Annotated in this window: 11 protein-coding genes; 1 reads left to right on the top strand and 10 read right to left on the bottom strand. The window is 70.8% G+C overall.

Annotation, left to right across the window (positions count from 1 at the left end):
* The coding region (locus tag ABZ281_RS01380) for a gamma-glutamyltransferase (RefSeq protein WP_356650904.1) at positions 1 to 1182 on the bottom strand (1182 nt) is incomplete at its 3' end.
* Between the two features lie 333 nt (positions 1183 to 1515).
* On the opposite strand from ABZ281_RS01380, the gene ABZ281_RS01375 reads away from it, so the two are divergent.
* A complete protein-coding gene (locus ABZ281_RS01375) occupies positions 1516 to 2199 on the top strand; it encodes a hypothetical protein (RefSeq protein WP_356650902.1) in 684 nt (227 codons plus the stop codon).
* Positions 2200 to 2223: 24 nt separating this feature from the next.
* On the opposite strand, the gene ABZ281_RS01370 is transcribed toward ABZ281_RS01375, so the two are convergent.
* The 9 genes from ABZ281_RS01370 to ABZ281_RS01330 form a co-directional block, all read right to left on the bottom strand.
* Positions 2224 to 3744, bottom strand: a complete 1521-nt coding sequence (locus ABZ281_RS01370; RefSeq protein ID WP_356650900.1) for an NCS1 family nucleobase:cation symporter-1 — start codon at positions 3742 to 3744, stop codon at positions 2224 to 2226.
* A gap of 147 nt (positions 3745 to 3891) precedes the next feature.
* The gene (locus ABZ281_RS01365) at positions 3892 to 4914 is read right to left on the bottom strand and encodes a TIGR03842 family LLM class F420-dependent oxidoreductase (protein ID WP_356650898.1); all 1023 of its coding nucleotides are present in this window, start codon (positions 4912 to 4914) and stop codon (positions 3892 to 3894) included.
* Positions 4915 to 4925: 11 nt separating this feature from the next.
* Positions 4926 to 6329, bottom strand: coding sequence for a dihydropyrimidinase (gene hydA, locus ABZ281_RS01360; RefSeq protein ID WP_356650896.1), 1404 nt, complete (start codon positions 6327 to 6329; stop codon positions 4926 to 4928).
* A 79-nt stretch (positions 6330 to 6408) separates the two neighbouring features.
* Positions 6409 to 7251 (bottom strand): nitrilase-related carbon-nitrogen hydrolase, encoded by an 843-nt coding sequence (locus tag ABZ281_RS01355; RefSeq protein WP_356650894.1) that lies wholly within the window; start codon positions 7249 to 7251, stop codon positions 6409 to 6411.
* A gap of 155 nt (positions 7252 to 7406) precedes the next feature.
* Positions 7407 to 8972 (bottom strand): PucR family transcriptional regulator, encoded by a 1566-nt coding sequence (locus ABZ281_RS01350; RefSeq protein ID WP_356650892.1) that lies wholly within the window; start codon positions 8970 to 8972, stop codon positions 7407 to 7409.
* 29 nt (positions 8973 to 9001) lie between these two features.
* Positions 9002 to 10288, bottom strand: coding sequence for an aspartate aminotransferase family protein (locus ABZ281_RS01345; RefSeq protein WP_356650890.1), 1287 nt, complete (start codon positions 10286 to 10288; stop codon positions 9002 to 9004).
* A complete protein-coding gene (locus ABZ281_RS01340) occupies positions 10285 to 11127 on the bottom strand; it encodes a nitrilase-related carbon-nitrogen hydrolase (RefSeq protein WP_356650888.1) in 843 nt (280 codons plus the stop codon). Before ABZ281_RS01340 ends, ABZ281_RS01345 begins: the two co-directional genes overlap by 4 nt.
* 170 nt (positions 11128 to 11297) lie before the next feature.
* Positions 11298 to 11558, bottom strand: coding sequence for a hypothetical protein (locus ABZ281_RS01335; protein ID WP_356650886.1), 261 nt, complete (start codon positions 11556 to 11558; stop codon positions 11298 to 11300).
* Entirely contained in the window at positions 11498 to 14782 is a 3285-nt protein-coding gene (locus tag ABZ281_RS01330) for a S8 family peptidase (protein ID WP_356650910.1), read from the bottom strand. Before ABZ281_RS01330 ends, ABZ281_RS01335 begins: the two co-directional genes overlap by 61 nt.
* Between the last annotated feature and the right edge of the window lie 10 nt (positions 14783 to 14792).

Here is a 14792-nt window from a genome sequence, read left to right as displayed (position 1 = left end):
GGACGCCGGGCTCTTGGCGACGGTCGGTTCGCCGACGCCCAGGGCGTCGTAGCCCTCCTGGGCGTCGGCCGCCACGCGCGCGTGCGCGCACAGCCGCGGGGTGCGTCCGCCGGGGCTGCCGGGCCGCAGGTCGTTCTCGGCCCGCTCGCCGACGAGGGCGCGGCGGGCCGTGTTGTAGGCGTCGGACAGCAGGTCGTCGAGGGGCACGTCGGCGGCGTCGCCGTACCAGGCCTCCCGGTCGGCCATGGCGAGCTTGCAGTTCTCGACCAGGAGGTGGACGTAGTCGGCCGAGCCGTAGCGGGGCAGTTCGGCCGGCAGCAGGGCGAGTTGCTGGAGGAGGACCGGGCCCTGGCTCCAGGGGCCGGGTTTGCACACGGTCCAGCCGTTCCAGTCGTATGTCGCCGGTGTCTCGTAGGTCGCGGACCAGGTGGCGAGGTCGGCGGCCGTGAGGGTGCCGGTGTGGCGTTCTCCGCTGGTGTCCCTGGCGGGGCGCCCGGCCTGGCGGACGAGGGCGTCGGCGATGAACCCGGTGCGCCACACCTGCCGGGCGGCCTCGATCCGCGCCTCCCTGCCGCCCGCGCCGGCGGTCTCGGCGAGCAGGCGCTTCCAGGTGGCGGCGAGTGCGGGGTTGGCGAAGAGTTCGCCGGGGCGCGGCCCCTTGCCGCCGGGCAGGTAGACGTCCGCCGACGAGGTCCACTCCGTCTCGAACAGCTCGCGTACGGTCTCCACGGTCTCGCCGACACGCTCCACGGGCGCGTGTCCGTGCTCGGCGTAGCCGATGGCGTACTTCAGGACGTCGTCGAGGGAGCGGGTGCCGTGGTCGCGCAGCAGCAGCATCCAGGCGTCGAACGCGCCCGGTACGGCGGCGGCGAGCGGCCCGGTGCCGGGGACGAGGTCCAGGCCGAGGCCCCGGTAGTGCGCGACGGTCGCGCCGGCCGGTGCGACACCCTGACCGCACAGCACCCGCACCTCACCGCCGGCCGGGGCGAGCAGGATCGGCACCTCGCCGGCCGGGCCGTTGAGATGCGGCTCGACGACGTGCAGCACGAACGCGCCCGCCACGGCCGCGTCGTAGGCGTTGCCGCCGCTCTCCAGGACGGCCATCGCCGACTGGGAGGCGAGCCAGTGGGTGGAGGAGACCATGCCGAAGGTGCCCTGCAGGGTCGGGCGGGACGTGAACATACGGCCTTCTCATCTCTCGTCGTCGCATGCGCTCATGGGCACGCCACCCGTCCCCCTCCCCCTGCCGGGGTCCTGGCAAAACCTCGCAGGATCGCAGGTGGGCGGTCACTTCTCGGCAGGAACCACCCCAGCCCCCGGCTACACGCGCACCTGCCGCAAACCACCCACCGGGCGCCCAACTGGCCGAATGCGGGCGGCGAATGGTGGGCCCCCGTCACCGCGCGGCCACGGAGCGAGTTCGCCCTTCCGCCCCACAGACACTCGTGTGACACTGTCGTTCCGTCCGCCGTGCGGACCCGCTCCGCACCTTCCGTCCCCCACGAGAAGGGCGCCGTGCGTCCCCTACCTCTGCCTCTCGCCCTGACCGCCCGGCTGTCCCCGGTGGTGCTGCTCGCCGCGGCGGGCTGGGCACTGTCGTCCGGCCCGTTCGCCGCGCCGCAGGCCGCCGAGCACAAGCCGGCCGGGGAGAAGACCGAGACCCGGTCCGCGTCCACCCAGTCCGCGTCCACACCATCGACGTCGACGGTGTCGAAGGCGTACTCGGCCGCGCCCGCCCCGTGCGAGAGCGTCGCCAAGAAGACGATCGAGTCGCTGGTGCCGGGCGCCAAGACGGCCGGCAAGGAGATCCCCTCCACAGACTCGGAGCTGCGCCGCACCTGCTCCTGGAACGCGCTCAAGGGGTACGACTACCGCTGGCTCGACGTCTCCTACGAGGTCATGGAGTCGGACGACGCCGCGCAGAAGTCGTACCAGGCGCACCTCGACAAGAAGAGCGGCGGCGGGGCCGTCCCCGGTCTGGGCGACAGCGCGTACTCCGTCGTGAACCTCACCACCGAGGACAAGCAGGAGACCCGCGAGGGCGTCGTGATCGCCCGCGCCTCCAACGCGCTGGTGACGATCACCTACAACGGCAGTGACTTCGAGTCGAAGAAGGCGCCCAGCACGGACACGATCAACAAGGGAGCCATCAAGGCCGCGAAGGAAGCGGTGGCCGCGCTGGAGAGCGACAAGGGCTGAGCGCCCTCCAGCGCGCCGCCTTCCTCAGACGGTGCTCCGGCCCCGTGTGGCCATCAGCAGCAGGTACAACACCATCGACGTGCCCAGGCCCACCGCCCAGCCGTAGTCGGCCAGATCGGCCAGCGCCTGGACGGGACGGCCGTCGATCAGCGGCTTGAAGCTCGCCCCGCCGACGGCGAGGACACCGCCGACCGCGAAGGCGACGACGGCCCGCCAGTTCCAGCCGCCCTCGTACCAGTAGCGGCCGCCCGGGCGGTACAGGTCGGCGAGGTCGAGCCGGGCGCGGCGCAGGATCCAGTAGTCGGCGATGAGGATGCCCGCTACGGTGCCGAGCAGCCCGCCGACCAGCCCGAGCCAGGTGAAGATGTAGCCCTGCGGGTCGGAGTACAGCTTCCACGGGAAGATCAGCACCCCGAGGACGCAGGTCGCGAGGGCGCCGGCCCGGAAACTGATCCTGCGGGGCGCGATGTTGGAGAAGTCGAACGCCGGCGAGACCAGGTTGGCCGCGACGTTGACGGAGAGCGTCGCCACCAGGACGGTGACCAGCGCGAAGAGCAGACCCACCGTGCTGTCGGTCTTGGCCGCGAGCTGCACCGGGTCCCAGATGGCCTCGCCGTAGACGGCCTGGGAGCCCGAGGTGACCATCACCGACAGGAACGCGAAGAGCGTCATGGTGGTCGGCAGACCGAGCGCCTGGCCCCGGGTCTGCGCCTTCTGGCTCTTGCCGTAGCGGGTGAAGTCGGGGATGTTCAGCGACAGCGTGGACCAGAAGCCGATCATGCCCATGAGGGCGGGGGCGAACAGCTTCCAGAAGTCCGCGCCCCAGCCGAGCTTGGAGGGCTGGTCGAACAGCGGGCCGAAGCCGCCCGCCTTGTCGCTCATCCACCACAGCATCACGAACGCGCCGACGAGTACGAAGGGCGCCGCCCAGTTCTCGAAGCGGCGGATGGTCTCCATGCCCCGGTAGATGATGACGACCTGCAGCGCCCAGAAGATCGCGAACGACAGCCACATGGTCCAGGCGTAGCCGCCGACCTTCGCCGCCTCCGTCCAGCCGGTGCCGATGAGCTTGCCGGCCAGGAAGTAGATGGCCTCGCCGCCGATCCAGGTCTGGATGCCGAACCAGCCGCACGCCACCAACGCCCGTACGACGGCGGGCAGGTTGGCGCCGCGGATGCCGAAGGAGGCCCGGGCGAAGACCGGGAAGGGTATGCCGTACTTGGGTCCGGCGTGCCCGGTGAGCAGCATCGGTATCAGCACGATGACGTTGGCCAGGGCGATGGTGAGCACCGCCTGCTTCCAGTCCATGCCGACGGCGATGAGCCCGGAGGCCAGGGTCCAGGAGGCCGTGTTGTGGGCCATGCCGACCCACAGCGCGGAGAAGTTGTAGGTGGTCCAGGTGCGCTTGTCCACCGGGACCGGCAGCAGGTCCTCGTTGGCGTAGGGGCCGGTCGGTGCGGGGGCGCCCGGGGCGATCTCCACCCGGCCGTCGGCGAGGGTGACTTGGGCGGTCGGCGGTGGGGCCGTGGGAGCGGTATCGGTCATGGGCCGGGCCAATCAGGGGAGGTGGGACGGGAAAGGCCGTGCGGTGGCGCCGATGGGGGGTGCGCTCCGGGTGCACCGGGGAGCGCCCTGGGCCCCCTTCCCGAGCCGCTGGGAAGGGGGAGTTCACAGGGTGTGAGGCGGTGGAGGTCAGCCGTTGACGGCCGGGATCACCCGGGATCCGTAGGCCTCGATCACGGCCTCCTGCGCGTCGTGCATGTCGTAGACGGCGAACTGGTCCACGCCGAGCGCGCGCAGCGCGTCCAGCTTCTCGATCTGCTTCTCGACCGGGCCGATCAGGCAGAACCGCTCGACGATCTCGTCGGGCACGAACTGGGCGTCGGGGTTCCCGCTGCGCCCGTGGTGGGAGTAGTCGTAGCCTTCGCGGGCCTTGATGTACTCGGTGAGTTCGTCGGGCACCTGGGCGGAGTGCTCGCCGTACTTGGACACGAGGTCGGCGACGTGGTTGCCGACCATGCCGCCGAACCAGCGGCACTGCTCACGCGCGTGGGCGAGCGCCTCCGGCGAGTCGTCCTCGGTGACGTACGCCGGGGCGGCCACGCAGATGGTCACCTCGGCGGGGTCCCGGCCGGCGACGACGGCCGCGTCCTTCACGGCCTTGACCATGTACTCGGTGAGGTAGAGGTCGGCCAGCTGGAGGATGAACCCGTCCGCCTCCTCGCCGGCCATCTTCAGGGCCTTGGGGCCGTACGCGGCCATCCACACAGGCAGTTCGGCGCCCTCACCGATCCACGGGAACCGCACCACGGTGCCGCCGCCGAGGTCGGCCTCCCGTCCGCTGCCGAGGTCCCTGATGACCTTCATGGCCTCGCTGATCCGGGCCAGGGTGTTGGGCTTGCGGCCGGCCACGCGCATCGCCGAGTCGCCGCGGCCGATGCCGCAGACCGTGCGGTTGCCGAACATGTCGTTGAGGGTGGCGAAGGTGGAGGCGGTGACCTCCCAGGTGCGGGTGCCCGGGTTGGTCACCATCGGGCCGACCTTCAGGGTCGTGGTGTTGGCGAGGATCTGGCTGTAGATCACGAACGGTTCCTGCCACAGCACGGCGGAGTCGAAGGTCCAGCCGTACGTGAAGCCGTTGCGTTCCGCCCGCTTCATCAGGCTGATCACCCGCGAGGCCGGCGGGTCGGCCTGCAGCACGAGTCCGAAGTCCATCTGCGCCACTCCTAGTTGAGGTACTGACAGGTGGATCGCGGGGTGTACACGCCGTGCCCGGCGTGCCCGGTGTACTCCCGCTCGGTGATGACGGGTTCGCCGCGCGAGAGGACCGTCTCGACCCGGCCGGTGGTGCGTTTGCCCTCGTACGCCGAGTAGTCGGCGTTCATGTGGTGCGTCTCGACGGACATGACCTGCTCGGCGTGCGGGTCGTAGATGACGACGTCGGCGTCGGCGCCCGGCGCGATGGTGCCCTTCTTCGGGTAGAGGCCGAACATCCGGGCCGGGGTCGCGCAGGCGATCTCGATCCAGCGGCGGCGCGAGATGTGCCCGTCGACGACCGCCTGGTGGAGGAGGTCCATACGGTTCTCCACGCCCGGCAGCCCGTTGGGGATCTTGGAGAAGTCACCGCGGCCCAGGTCCTTCTGCCCGGTGAAGCAGAAGGGGCAGTGGTCGGTGGAGACGACCTGGAGGTCGTTGGTGCGCAGCCCCCGCCACAGTGCGGCCTGGTGCTCCTTCGGCCTCAGCGGGGTGCTGCACACGTACTTCGCGCCCTCGAAGCCGGGCTCGGCGAGGTTGTCCGTGGAAAGGAACAGGTACTGCGGGCAGGTCTCGCCGAAGACGTTCAGCCCCTCGTCGCGGGCCCGGGCCAGCTCGGCGACCGCCTCCGTCGCCGAGACGTGCACGACGTACAGGGGCGCGCCCGCCACCTGCGCGAGTTTGATGGCGCGGTGGGTGGCCTCGGCTTCCAGCAGGGCCTTGCGGACCTCGCCGTGGTAGCGCGGGTCGGTCTCGCCCCGGGCGAGCGCCTGCTCGACCAGGACGTCGATCGCGATGCCGTTCTCGGCGTGCATCATGATCAGGCCGCCGTTCTCGGCGGAGCGCTGCATGGCGCGCAGGATCTGGCCGTCGTCGCTGTAGAAGACGCCCGGGTAGGCCATGAACTGCTTGAAGGAGGTGATGCCCTCCTCGACCAGGTGGTCCATCTCCTTGAGGGTGTGCTCGTTGACGTCGGAGACGATCATGTGGAAGCCGTAGTCGACCGCGCAGTTGCCGTCGGCCTTGGCGTGCCAGGCGTCGAGGCCCTCGCGCAGGCTGTGCCCGACGCTCTGCACGGCGAAGTCGATGATCGTCGTCGTGCCGCCCCAGGCGGCGGCGCGGGTGCCGGTCTCGAAGGTGTCGGAGGCGAAGGTCCCGCCGAAGGGCAGCTCCATGTGGGTGTGGGCGTCGACGCCGCCGGGGATGACGTACTTTCCGGTGGCGTCGATGATCCGGTCCGCGGTGAAGGCTTCTGCGGCGGGGGTGTGGGAGGTTGCGAGGGCGGCGATTCGGCCGTCCTCGATCAGGACGTCGGCGTGGATCTCGTCGGAGGCTGTGATGACGAGGCCGCCGCGGATGACTGTACGGCTGCTCATGTCGTGTCGCTCCTCACAGTCGGTACGTGCCGGTTGTGTGTGGCTGGGCGGGCAGTCCCCCGCGCCCCGATCGGGGCGCCTAGGGAGCCGTCAGTGGGCCGTACGCCCCCGGCGCCCGGTCCCGGTAGAACTGCCAGCGGTCGCGGACCTCGCGGAGTTTGGCCATGTCCAGGTCCCTCACCACCAGTTCGGGTTCCTTGTCGCTCGCCACCTCGCCGACGAACTGGGCCTCCGGGTCCACGAAGTACGACGTGCCGTAGAAGTCGTTTTCGCCGTACTCCTCGACGCCGACCCGGTTGATCGCGCCGACGAAGTACTCGTTGGCGACGGCCGCCGCCGGCTGCTCCAGCTGCCAGAGGTAGCCGGACAGGCCGCGGGAGGTGGCCGAGGGGTTGAAGACGATCTCGGCACCCGCGAGGCCGAGGGCGCGCCAGCCCTCCGGGAAGTGGCGGTCGTAGCAGATGTAGACGCCGACACGACCTGCCTTCGTGTCGAAGACGGGCCAGCCGCTGTTGCCCGGGCGGAAGTAGAACTTCTCCCAGAAGCCCCTGACCTGGGGGATGTGTGTCTTGCGGTACTTGCCGAGGTAGGAGCCGTCCGCGTCGATCACGGCGGCGGTGTTGTAGAGGACGCCGGGCTGCTCCTCCTCGTACATCGGCAGCACCAGGACGATGCCCAGCTCTTTCGCGAGGGCCTGGAAGCGGCGGACGATGGGGCCCTCGGGGATCTGCTCGGCGTACTCGTAGAAGGCCGGGTCCTGGACCTGGCAGAAGTACGGCCCGTAGAACAGCTCCTGGAAGCACAGGACTTGAGCGCCCTGCGCGGCCGCGTCGCGGGCCGCCTGCTCGTGGACCTGGATCATCGATTCCTTGTCGCCCGTCCAGGCGGTCTGGAAGACGGCGGCGCGGATCACTCGGCTCATCGGGACCTCCGGTCGCTCGGTGTGCCGTGAGCCTAGGGAGGGCGGAGGGCGTCTTTGAGTTGCAGCGTGTCACGTCCGAGGGCGTGCGGCGTGCCACCGTGTCACTCTTTCGTGGACCCATGTTTCACCGCCGTTTTCCCAGGTGGTCGCGTGTTTCACTGCTGTTGCGCGTCGTGCGCGAGGAGTGCGATGTGCACCGAGGCGGCCTGCTCGAAGTCGTCGAGGTCCACCCCGAGGCGGACCTGTATGGACTCCAGGCGGCGGTAGAGGGCCGGCCGGGAGACGTGGTGGAGCTGGGCCGTGCGGGACTTGTTGCGGCCGGTGGCGAGGTAGGTGCGCAGGACCGACAGCAGGTCCTCGTCGGTCTCGCGCAGCAGCCCGTCCAGCTCCCGCTCCGCGAACGACTGCACATGCGGATCGTCGCGCAGCAGCCGGATCAGACCCCGCAGGTGGACGTCCTTCAGACGGACGACCGGCGGGAGGTCGAGGACGGTGGAGGAGTCGGCGACGGCGTCCGCGACGTGCTGGGCCTCGCGCAGTCCGGTGGGTACGTCGTCCCAGGCGGCGCGGGGTTCGGCCGCTGCCACGACCGTGTGGTCCGGGCCGGTCTCGGTGCGCAGCCGGGTCGCGAAGTGCGCGGCGAGGGCGCCCGCGTCCTGGTCCCGGGGCAGGCTGAGCAGCACGGCGGTGGCACCGTCGGCGAGTTCGGCGACCAGCCCGGGCAGGCCCAGCAGCCGCAGGAGCCGTTCGAGCCGGGCCGGGTCGCCGTCGCGGACGACCAGCGGCACGAAGGTGCGCCGGTTCACCGGCAGCCCGGCAGCCCGGGCCCGGGGCAGCAGTTGCCGTGCCGGTACGACGCCGCTGACCAGGTCGGTCAGCAGGCTCTGCGCGGACTGCTCCTCCCAGGAGCAGGCGGCGCCTCCGGCGAGCATGCGGTGCAGGACGAGGGCCTCGGCGGCACGGTCGGCCAGCAGCCGTCCGGTGGCGGTGTCGCCGCGGTAGCCGCACAGCACGATCCGGCCCCATCGCTCCCCGCGCCCGCCCAGTTCGGTTCGGATCCAGCCGTCGCCCTCGGTGCCGCCGGCCTGCCGGGCGATGCGCTCCCAGTCGCGCAGCACGTCGTCCACCGCGGGCCGCTCCCCCGCCGTGCCGAGGACGCGGTGGGCCAGGTTGGTGACGACGACCGGGCAGGCGCTGTGCCGGGCGACCTCGTCGAGGAGGCGCTGCAGCGGGGCGCCGGCGGTGATGAGGGCGGTGAGCTCGGTGCGGACGGCCTCGGAGAGGCTGACGGCGGCGAACTTGCGCCGCACCAGCCGCGACTGGACCTCCTCGGTCAGTTCGGCGAAGGGGAACGGCCGGTGCAGGACGACCATCGGCAGTCCGCACCGCTCGGCCGCCCGGCGCATCACATCCGGCGCCGCGGGGAAGGCGCGGCCTAGTCCGAGGACGACGGCGGCGGCCTCCGCACGGTGCAGCGACCGGACGTACTCGGCCTGCTTGCCCTCGTCGCCGGCGAGCAGCACGCCGGTGGTGAGGACCATCTCGCCGCCGGTGAGCATCACTCCGACGTCGGCGGCCTCGGCGACGTGCACCCAGCGCACCGGCCGGTCGAGATGGCTCGCGCCGGCCACCACCTCGGGCTCCCCGGCGAGCACCCGCTCCAGGGTGAGGACCTGCCGCACCGACAGCGCGGGCTCCAGGGAATCCAGGGTGATGGTCATGACGCCGTTGTCCCTTGCTCAGTCCACTGCTACCGGATGCTCCTCAGAGCGTTCTCGAGGATCGCGGCGCCCTCCTCGGCCTCCGCGACGTTGAGGGACAGCGGCGGGGCGGCGCGCAGCGAACTGGTGTTGTGTCCGCCGCCCTTGCCGATCAGCAGGCCGCCCTCGCGGGCCGCCTCCTGGACGGCCGCGGCGGTCTGCGGGTCGGCCTCGTCGGTCCCCGGTTTCGTGATCTCGATGCCGATCATCAGCCCGCGTCCGCGTACCTCCCGTACGGCCGGAATCTGCGCGGCGACGGCCCGCAGCCGCTCGATCAGCAGGCCGCCGACGCGCCGGGCGTTGCCCTGGAGGTCGTGCTCCAGCAGGTAGTTGAGGTTGGCGAGGCCCGCCGCCATGGTGATCTGGGTGCCACCGAACGTGGAGATGCTGTTGGAGTCCAGGCAGTTCATGATCTCGGAGCGGGCGACGACCCCGCCGATGGACATGCCGTTGCCAATGCCCTTGGCGAAGGTCATGATGTCCGGCGGTCCGTTGCGCCCGTGGGCCTGCCAGCCCCAGAAGTGCTCGCCGGTGCGGCCCCAGCCGGTCTGCACCTCGTCGGCGATCCACAGGATGCCGCGCTCGTGCAGCACCTCGCGGAAGGCGGCGTACAGTCCGTCCGGCGGCGCCGTGAAGCCCCCGACGCCCTGGACGGGTTCGGCGATCAGCGCGGCCGGCGCGCGGGTGTGGCCGAGCAGGTCCTTGAGGTCCTCGACGCAGGCCGCGATGTAGGCGTCGTCGCCGAGGGAGGCGAACGGGCCGCGGGTGCGCACCCCGCCGTGGACGTACAGCGTCTGGAGCGGGGACAGCGAGGTCGGCGACCAGCCGCTGTTGCCGGTGATGCCGACGGCGCTGAAGGAGCGGCCGTGGTAGCTGTTGCGCATCGCGAGGATCGTGTTGCTGCGCCGGTACGCCGTGGCCAGCAGCAGGGCGGTGTCGTTGGCCTCGGTGCCGGACGTGGTGAAGAAGACCCGGGCGTCCGGGATCCCGCTCAACCGGGTGATGCGTTCGGCGAGTTCCACCATCGGGCGGTTGAGGTAGAGGGTCGAGGAGTGGATGATCCGCCCGGCCTGCTCGCTCACCGCCTTGGTCACCTCGGGCAGCGCGTGCGCCGTCATGGTGGTGAGGATGCCGCCGAAGAAGTCGAGGTACCGGTTGCCCTGGGCGTCCCAGACGTGGCGGCCCTCGCCGTGGGTGATCTCGAGGGGCTCCTCGTAGTAGAGGGCGAGCCAGTCGGGGAGCACGGCCCGGTGGCGGCCCAGGAGGTCGTTGGTCACGGCTGCACCAGCCCTTCGTAGGCGTCGGGGCGGCGGTCGCGGTAGAAGGCCCACGTCTGCCGTACCTCTTCGATGAGGTCGAGGTCGATGTCCCGGATCAGGAGCTCCTCCTCGCTGTCGCTGGCGACGTCCCCCACGAACTGCCCGCGCGGGTCGACGAAGTAGCTCGTGCCGTAGAAGTCGTTGTCGCCGTACTCCTCCTGCCCGACGCGGTTGATCGCGGCGATGTAGTACCCGTTGGCGACGGCGGCGGCGGGCTGCTCCAGGCGCCACAGGTGGGACGACAGGCTCCGGTGGGTCGCCGACGGGTTGTAGACCAGCTGGGCCCCGGACAGGCCGAGCTGCCGCCAGCCCTCCGGGAAGTGGCGGTCGTAGCAGATGTACACACCGACCCTGCCGACCACCGTGTCGAAGACGGGCCAGCCGAGGTTCCCGGGCTTGAAGTAGAACTTCTCGCGGAAGCCCTTGAGCTGAGGGATGTGGTGCTTGCGGTACTTGCCGAGGTAGGTGCCGTCGGCGTCGATCACGGCCGCGGTGTTGTAGTAGAAGCCGGGCTGCTCCGCCTCGAACACCGGCGCGACGATCACCATGCCGGTCTCGCGGGCGAGCGCCCTCATGCGTCGCACGGTCGGCCCGTCGGGGACGGACTCGGCCCAGCGGTAGTGCTCCGGCTCCTCGACCTGACAGAAGTAGGGGCTGTTGAAGACTTCCTGGAAACCGATGATCTTCGCGCCCCGGCGGGCCGCCTCGCGGGCGTGCTCCTCGTGTTTCGCCACCATGGACTCGGTGTCGCCGGTCCAGGTGGCCTGGACGAGGGCGGCACGTACGACGTTGGCCATGAGCTGCTCCTTCGACGCGACGTCTGCGCCTCTACGCCCGTAGAAGCGGGCCGTAGAGCCACGAACGTAAGCCTCTGGCACGGGGTTGCCAAGACCATCGTCGCCAACCCGCGGGGCATTGCGCGATTCGCACTCCTGTGGGTGAGTCGCCCGGGGCGCGACCTCGCCGGTCAGGTGGCGAATCCGGCGACCCGCAGGGCGTGCACGAGATCCCATCGGCGCTCGTCCGACACGCCCTGGGCGGCCTCCAGCAGGAGCGGCACGAGGCGCTGCGGATCGGGCTCGGCGCTGCGGGCAGCCTCCTCGGGGGTGCGGGCCCTGACGTACGCGTCGAGCAGGACGCGCACCTCGCGGTGGCGCCGCTCGGCGGTCAGGCCGAGGACGGCCTCTCCGACCTCGCCCGGGGGCCGTGCGACCCCCTGCCGCAGCATCTGCTGCCCGTCCCCCGCCCGCCCTGCCGCGACCAGCGCGTCGGCGGCGGCGACCAGGCGCCCGGCGGGCAGCGAGGCGGCCTCCCACAGCAGTGTCTGCCAGTCGGCGTCCAGCCCGGCGAGGCGCAGCCGCTCCGCGAGCATCGGAAACCGGCCGGGACCCTGCTGTCCAGACCCGTGATCGCGCCGAAGCGGGCCGTGGAGACGGGCAGCTTGGTGATGCCGTTGGTCTTCTTCGAGCGGAACGTCCAGCTCGCGTCGACGCGGGTGGAGGCCGCCGCGACCTTGACGCTGCGCTTGACCGACGTGGTCAGTTTGTACGCGGCGTCACCTGCCGGGACCTTGAACTGCTTGTCGCCGAACAGCGGGTCGTCGTTGCTGCCGACCTTGGTGCCGTTGCGGTACAGCGTCGTGTCGACCGCGGAGAACTTCGAGTAGCCCACGTTGCCCTTGCCGTCGGCGAACAGCGGCAGGGAACCGTAGATCTGGTCGCCCTCGCGGACGACACCGAAGTCGCCGGTCAGGCGCGGCCCGAAGACAGCGGTGTTGACGGTCTTCGCGTAGCTCTTGCCGGCGGCGAACGTATGCGTGCCCATGTCGTAGGCGGCCTCGTCGGTCGGGAAGCCGTCCGGGTCCACGCCGCCGTACTGGTCGAACTCGAGCTGCCACTTCACGCCGCCCTGCGCGGACAGGTGCAGGGTGCGCGTGCCGGGCAGGGTCTGCGAGAGGCCGATCGAGGAGGCGCCGCTGCTCCACGGCATCCAGCCCACCGCGTTGAGCGCGCCCTTCTTGCCGCTCGCCGCGGCGCCGAGACCGGCCTTCACCGTGGCGAGGTCGCTCGCCTTGTAGTGCTTGATGAATCCGGTGGCGAGCTGCTTGACCTTGCCGCCGGCGACGACGTCGTACTCCTCGTTGGCGCCCTTGGACCAGTGGCCGTCCCACTGCTGGGTCACCGAACCGTCGGTGATCTGCGGGCCGACGTGGGCGCTGCGGAAGCCGTCGTAGGAGTCGAGCCACCAGCCGAAGCCGTAGCTGGTGTCGTCGGTCTCCACCGTGTAGTCGGCCGAGGCGAACTCCGACTTGACGCCCGTGGCCGGGACGGTGATGTCCACCGGTTTGGCCTTGCGGGCGTCCAGCGTGACCGTCGTGTTCTTGGTGAGGTTCAGCTTGGGCTGGGCGAGCCAGTCGACGCCCTCGTACTTCTCCGGGTCGTCGCCCACGTAGATGTTCGTGTTGAGGACGTAGGTGCCCTTGGGGACACGGGTGGTGACGGTGCCGTCCTCGTCGTACGGCGAGACCCCCTTGCCCTCGCCCAGGCCGGCTATGCCGGTCAGGTCGGCGCTGTAGTTCTTCGCCGCCTTGCCGTCACGGTCGAGGAACTTCAGCGTCACGTCGTACGACTCGACCTCGCGCTGCACCGCCGCCGCCGTGCGGACACTCTGGCCGCCGCCCGTCGCCGTCACGTACGCCGAGTACGCGCCGTCGACCGTGCCGCCGAGCTTGGTGTTGACGGTGAACGGCACGGAGGCCTTGCCGCCGGCCGGGACCGTCACCGAGGTGGCGCCGAGCTTGAAGAAGCCGGACGGGACGGCCTGACCCTTGGGGTTGGTGGCCGTCGACGTCAGCTTCAGCGTGACGTCCTTCGTACCGAGGTTGCGGTACGTCAGCTCCTTGGTGACCGGCTTGTCGTCGGTGTGCGGCCACTGCTGCACTCCGAAGCTCACCGAGACCGGCTCGGCGATCACGGACTGCTTGATGGCCTTGTCCACCTGGATCCGGCCCGAACCCTGCTCGAACGGGGTGTACTTGCCACCCTTCGTGGAGCCGGTGAGGGCGCCCTTCAGCTCGGCGTACTTCCAGTCCGGGTGCTGCTGCTTGAGGATCGCCGCCGCGCCCGCGACGTGCGGGGTCGCCATCGACGTACCGGAGATCGTCATGTAGCCGGCCGGCTTCTCGCCGACCTCCTGGGCTATCTGGTTGCCCGGGGCCGAGGCCGCGGTGATGTCCACGCCGGGCGCGGTCACGTCGGGCTTGAGGGCGCCGTCCATGCCGGGGCCGCGGCTGGAGAAGTCGGCGAGCTTGTCCTTGTCGTCGACCGCGCCGACGGTCAGGGCCGCGGCGGCGCTGCCCGGGGAGCCGATGGTCTGCTCGCCGAAGTCGCCCTCGTTGCCGGCCGCGATGGCGAACAGGACGCCCTTCTCGTCGGACAGCTTGTTCACCGCTGCTTCCAGCGGGTCGATCGCGGGCGTGTCGCCGCCGCCCAGGCTCAGGTTGATGACGTCGGCGCCCTGCGCGGCCGCCCACTCCATGCCGGCGAGGATCTCGGAGTCGCTGCCGAAGCCGTCGTCGTCGAGGACCTTGCCGTTGAGGATCTTCGCGCCGGGCGCGACACCCTTGTACGTGCCGCCGGACTTCTTGCCGGTGCCGGCCGCGATGGAGGCGACGTGCGTGCCGTGGCCGACCTTGTCGGAGGCGTCGGGCGAGGTGGTGAAGTTCTTGGCGCCGACCACCTGGCCCTTGAGGTCGTCGTGGGTGGCGTCGATACCGGTGTCCAGGACGGCGATCTTGGTGCCCTTGCCGTCGTAACCGGCCGACCAGGCCTTGGGCGCGCCGATCTGCGGGACGGACTTGTCGAGGCTGGCCTTGCGGACGCCGTCGAGCCAGACGTGCGCGATGCCGGAGGCGGTCTTCTCGCCGTTGGTGACCGCGTCCCAGAGTTCGGGCGTGTCCTGCTGCGGCGTCTGCACCGCGTCCGCGTTCACGGACTTCAGCGCGTGGCTCAGGGTGCCGGCCTCGCGGACGTCGGCCTTGGTGGCGGCGGCGCTGCCCCGGTAGCCGACGATGACCTTCAGGCCCTTCTTCTGGGCCTTGCGGGTCGTGGACTTGTTGAGCTCGGTGACGTCGAAGAGCCGCTGGTCGAGCTTGCCCGTGGCGACCAGGCGGGCCGCGTCGGCCGGGATGACGAGGGTGTGGCCGTCGACCTTGCGGATCTGGACGGGTACCTTCTCACGGCCCTTGGCGTGTTCCAGGCCGATGACGCGGCCCTTGGCGTCCAGGACGACGCGGTCGCCGGTGATGAGTGTGATGCGGTGCTTGGCGGTAAGGGACGCCGGCTTGGCGGACGTTGCCGCCTGCTCGCCGTTGGCCGACGCCGGGCTGGTCATACCCGCCGCCAGGGCCACGGCCGCCGCTGTGGCGACGGTGGCCGCGTACGCCCTTTTCACTTGTCTGCGC

Origin of the sequence: Streptomyces sp. NPDC006265, from assembly GCF_040613555.1 — a bacterium.
Lineage (GTDB): Bacteria > Actinomycetota > Actinomycetes > Streptomycetales > Streptomycetaceae > Streptomyces.
This window is presented reverse-complemented; position numbering and strand designations above follow the sequence as displayed.

Bases quoted from the DNA above. Each gene is read 5' to 3' on its own strand.
- ABZ281_RS01350 (WP_356650892.1), bottom strand. From the start codon at position 8,972: ATGACCATCACCCTGGATTCCCTGGAGCCCGCGCTGTCGGTGCGGCAG.
- ABZ281_RS01355 (WP_356650894.1), bottom strand. From the start codon at position 7,251: ATGAGCCGAGTGATCCGCGCCGCCGTCTTCCAGACCGCCTGGACGGGC.
- ABZ281_RS01365 (WP_356650898.1), bottom strand. From the start codon at position 4,914: ATGGACTTCGGACTCGTGCTGCAGGCCGACCCGCCGGCCTCGCGGGTG.
- ABZ281_RS01340 (WP_356650888.1), bottom strand. From the start codon at position 11,127: ATGGCCAACGTCGTACGTGCCGCCCTCGTCCAGGCCACCTGGACCGGC.
- hydA (WP_356650896.1), bottom strand. From the start codon at position 6,329: ATGAGCAGCCGTACAGTCATCCGCGGCGGCCTCGTCATCACAGCCTCC.
- ABZ281_RS01370 (WP_356650900.1), bottom strand. From the start codon at position 3,744: ATGACCGATACCGCTCCCACGGCCCCACCGCCGACCGCCCAAGTCACC.
- ABZ281_RS01335 (WP_356650886.1), bottom strand. From the start codon at position 11,558: ATGCTGCGGCAGGGGGTCGCACGGCCCCCGGGCGAGGTCGGAGAGGCC.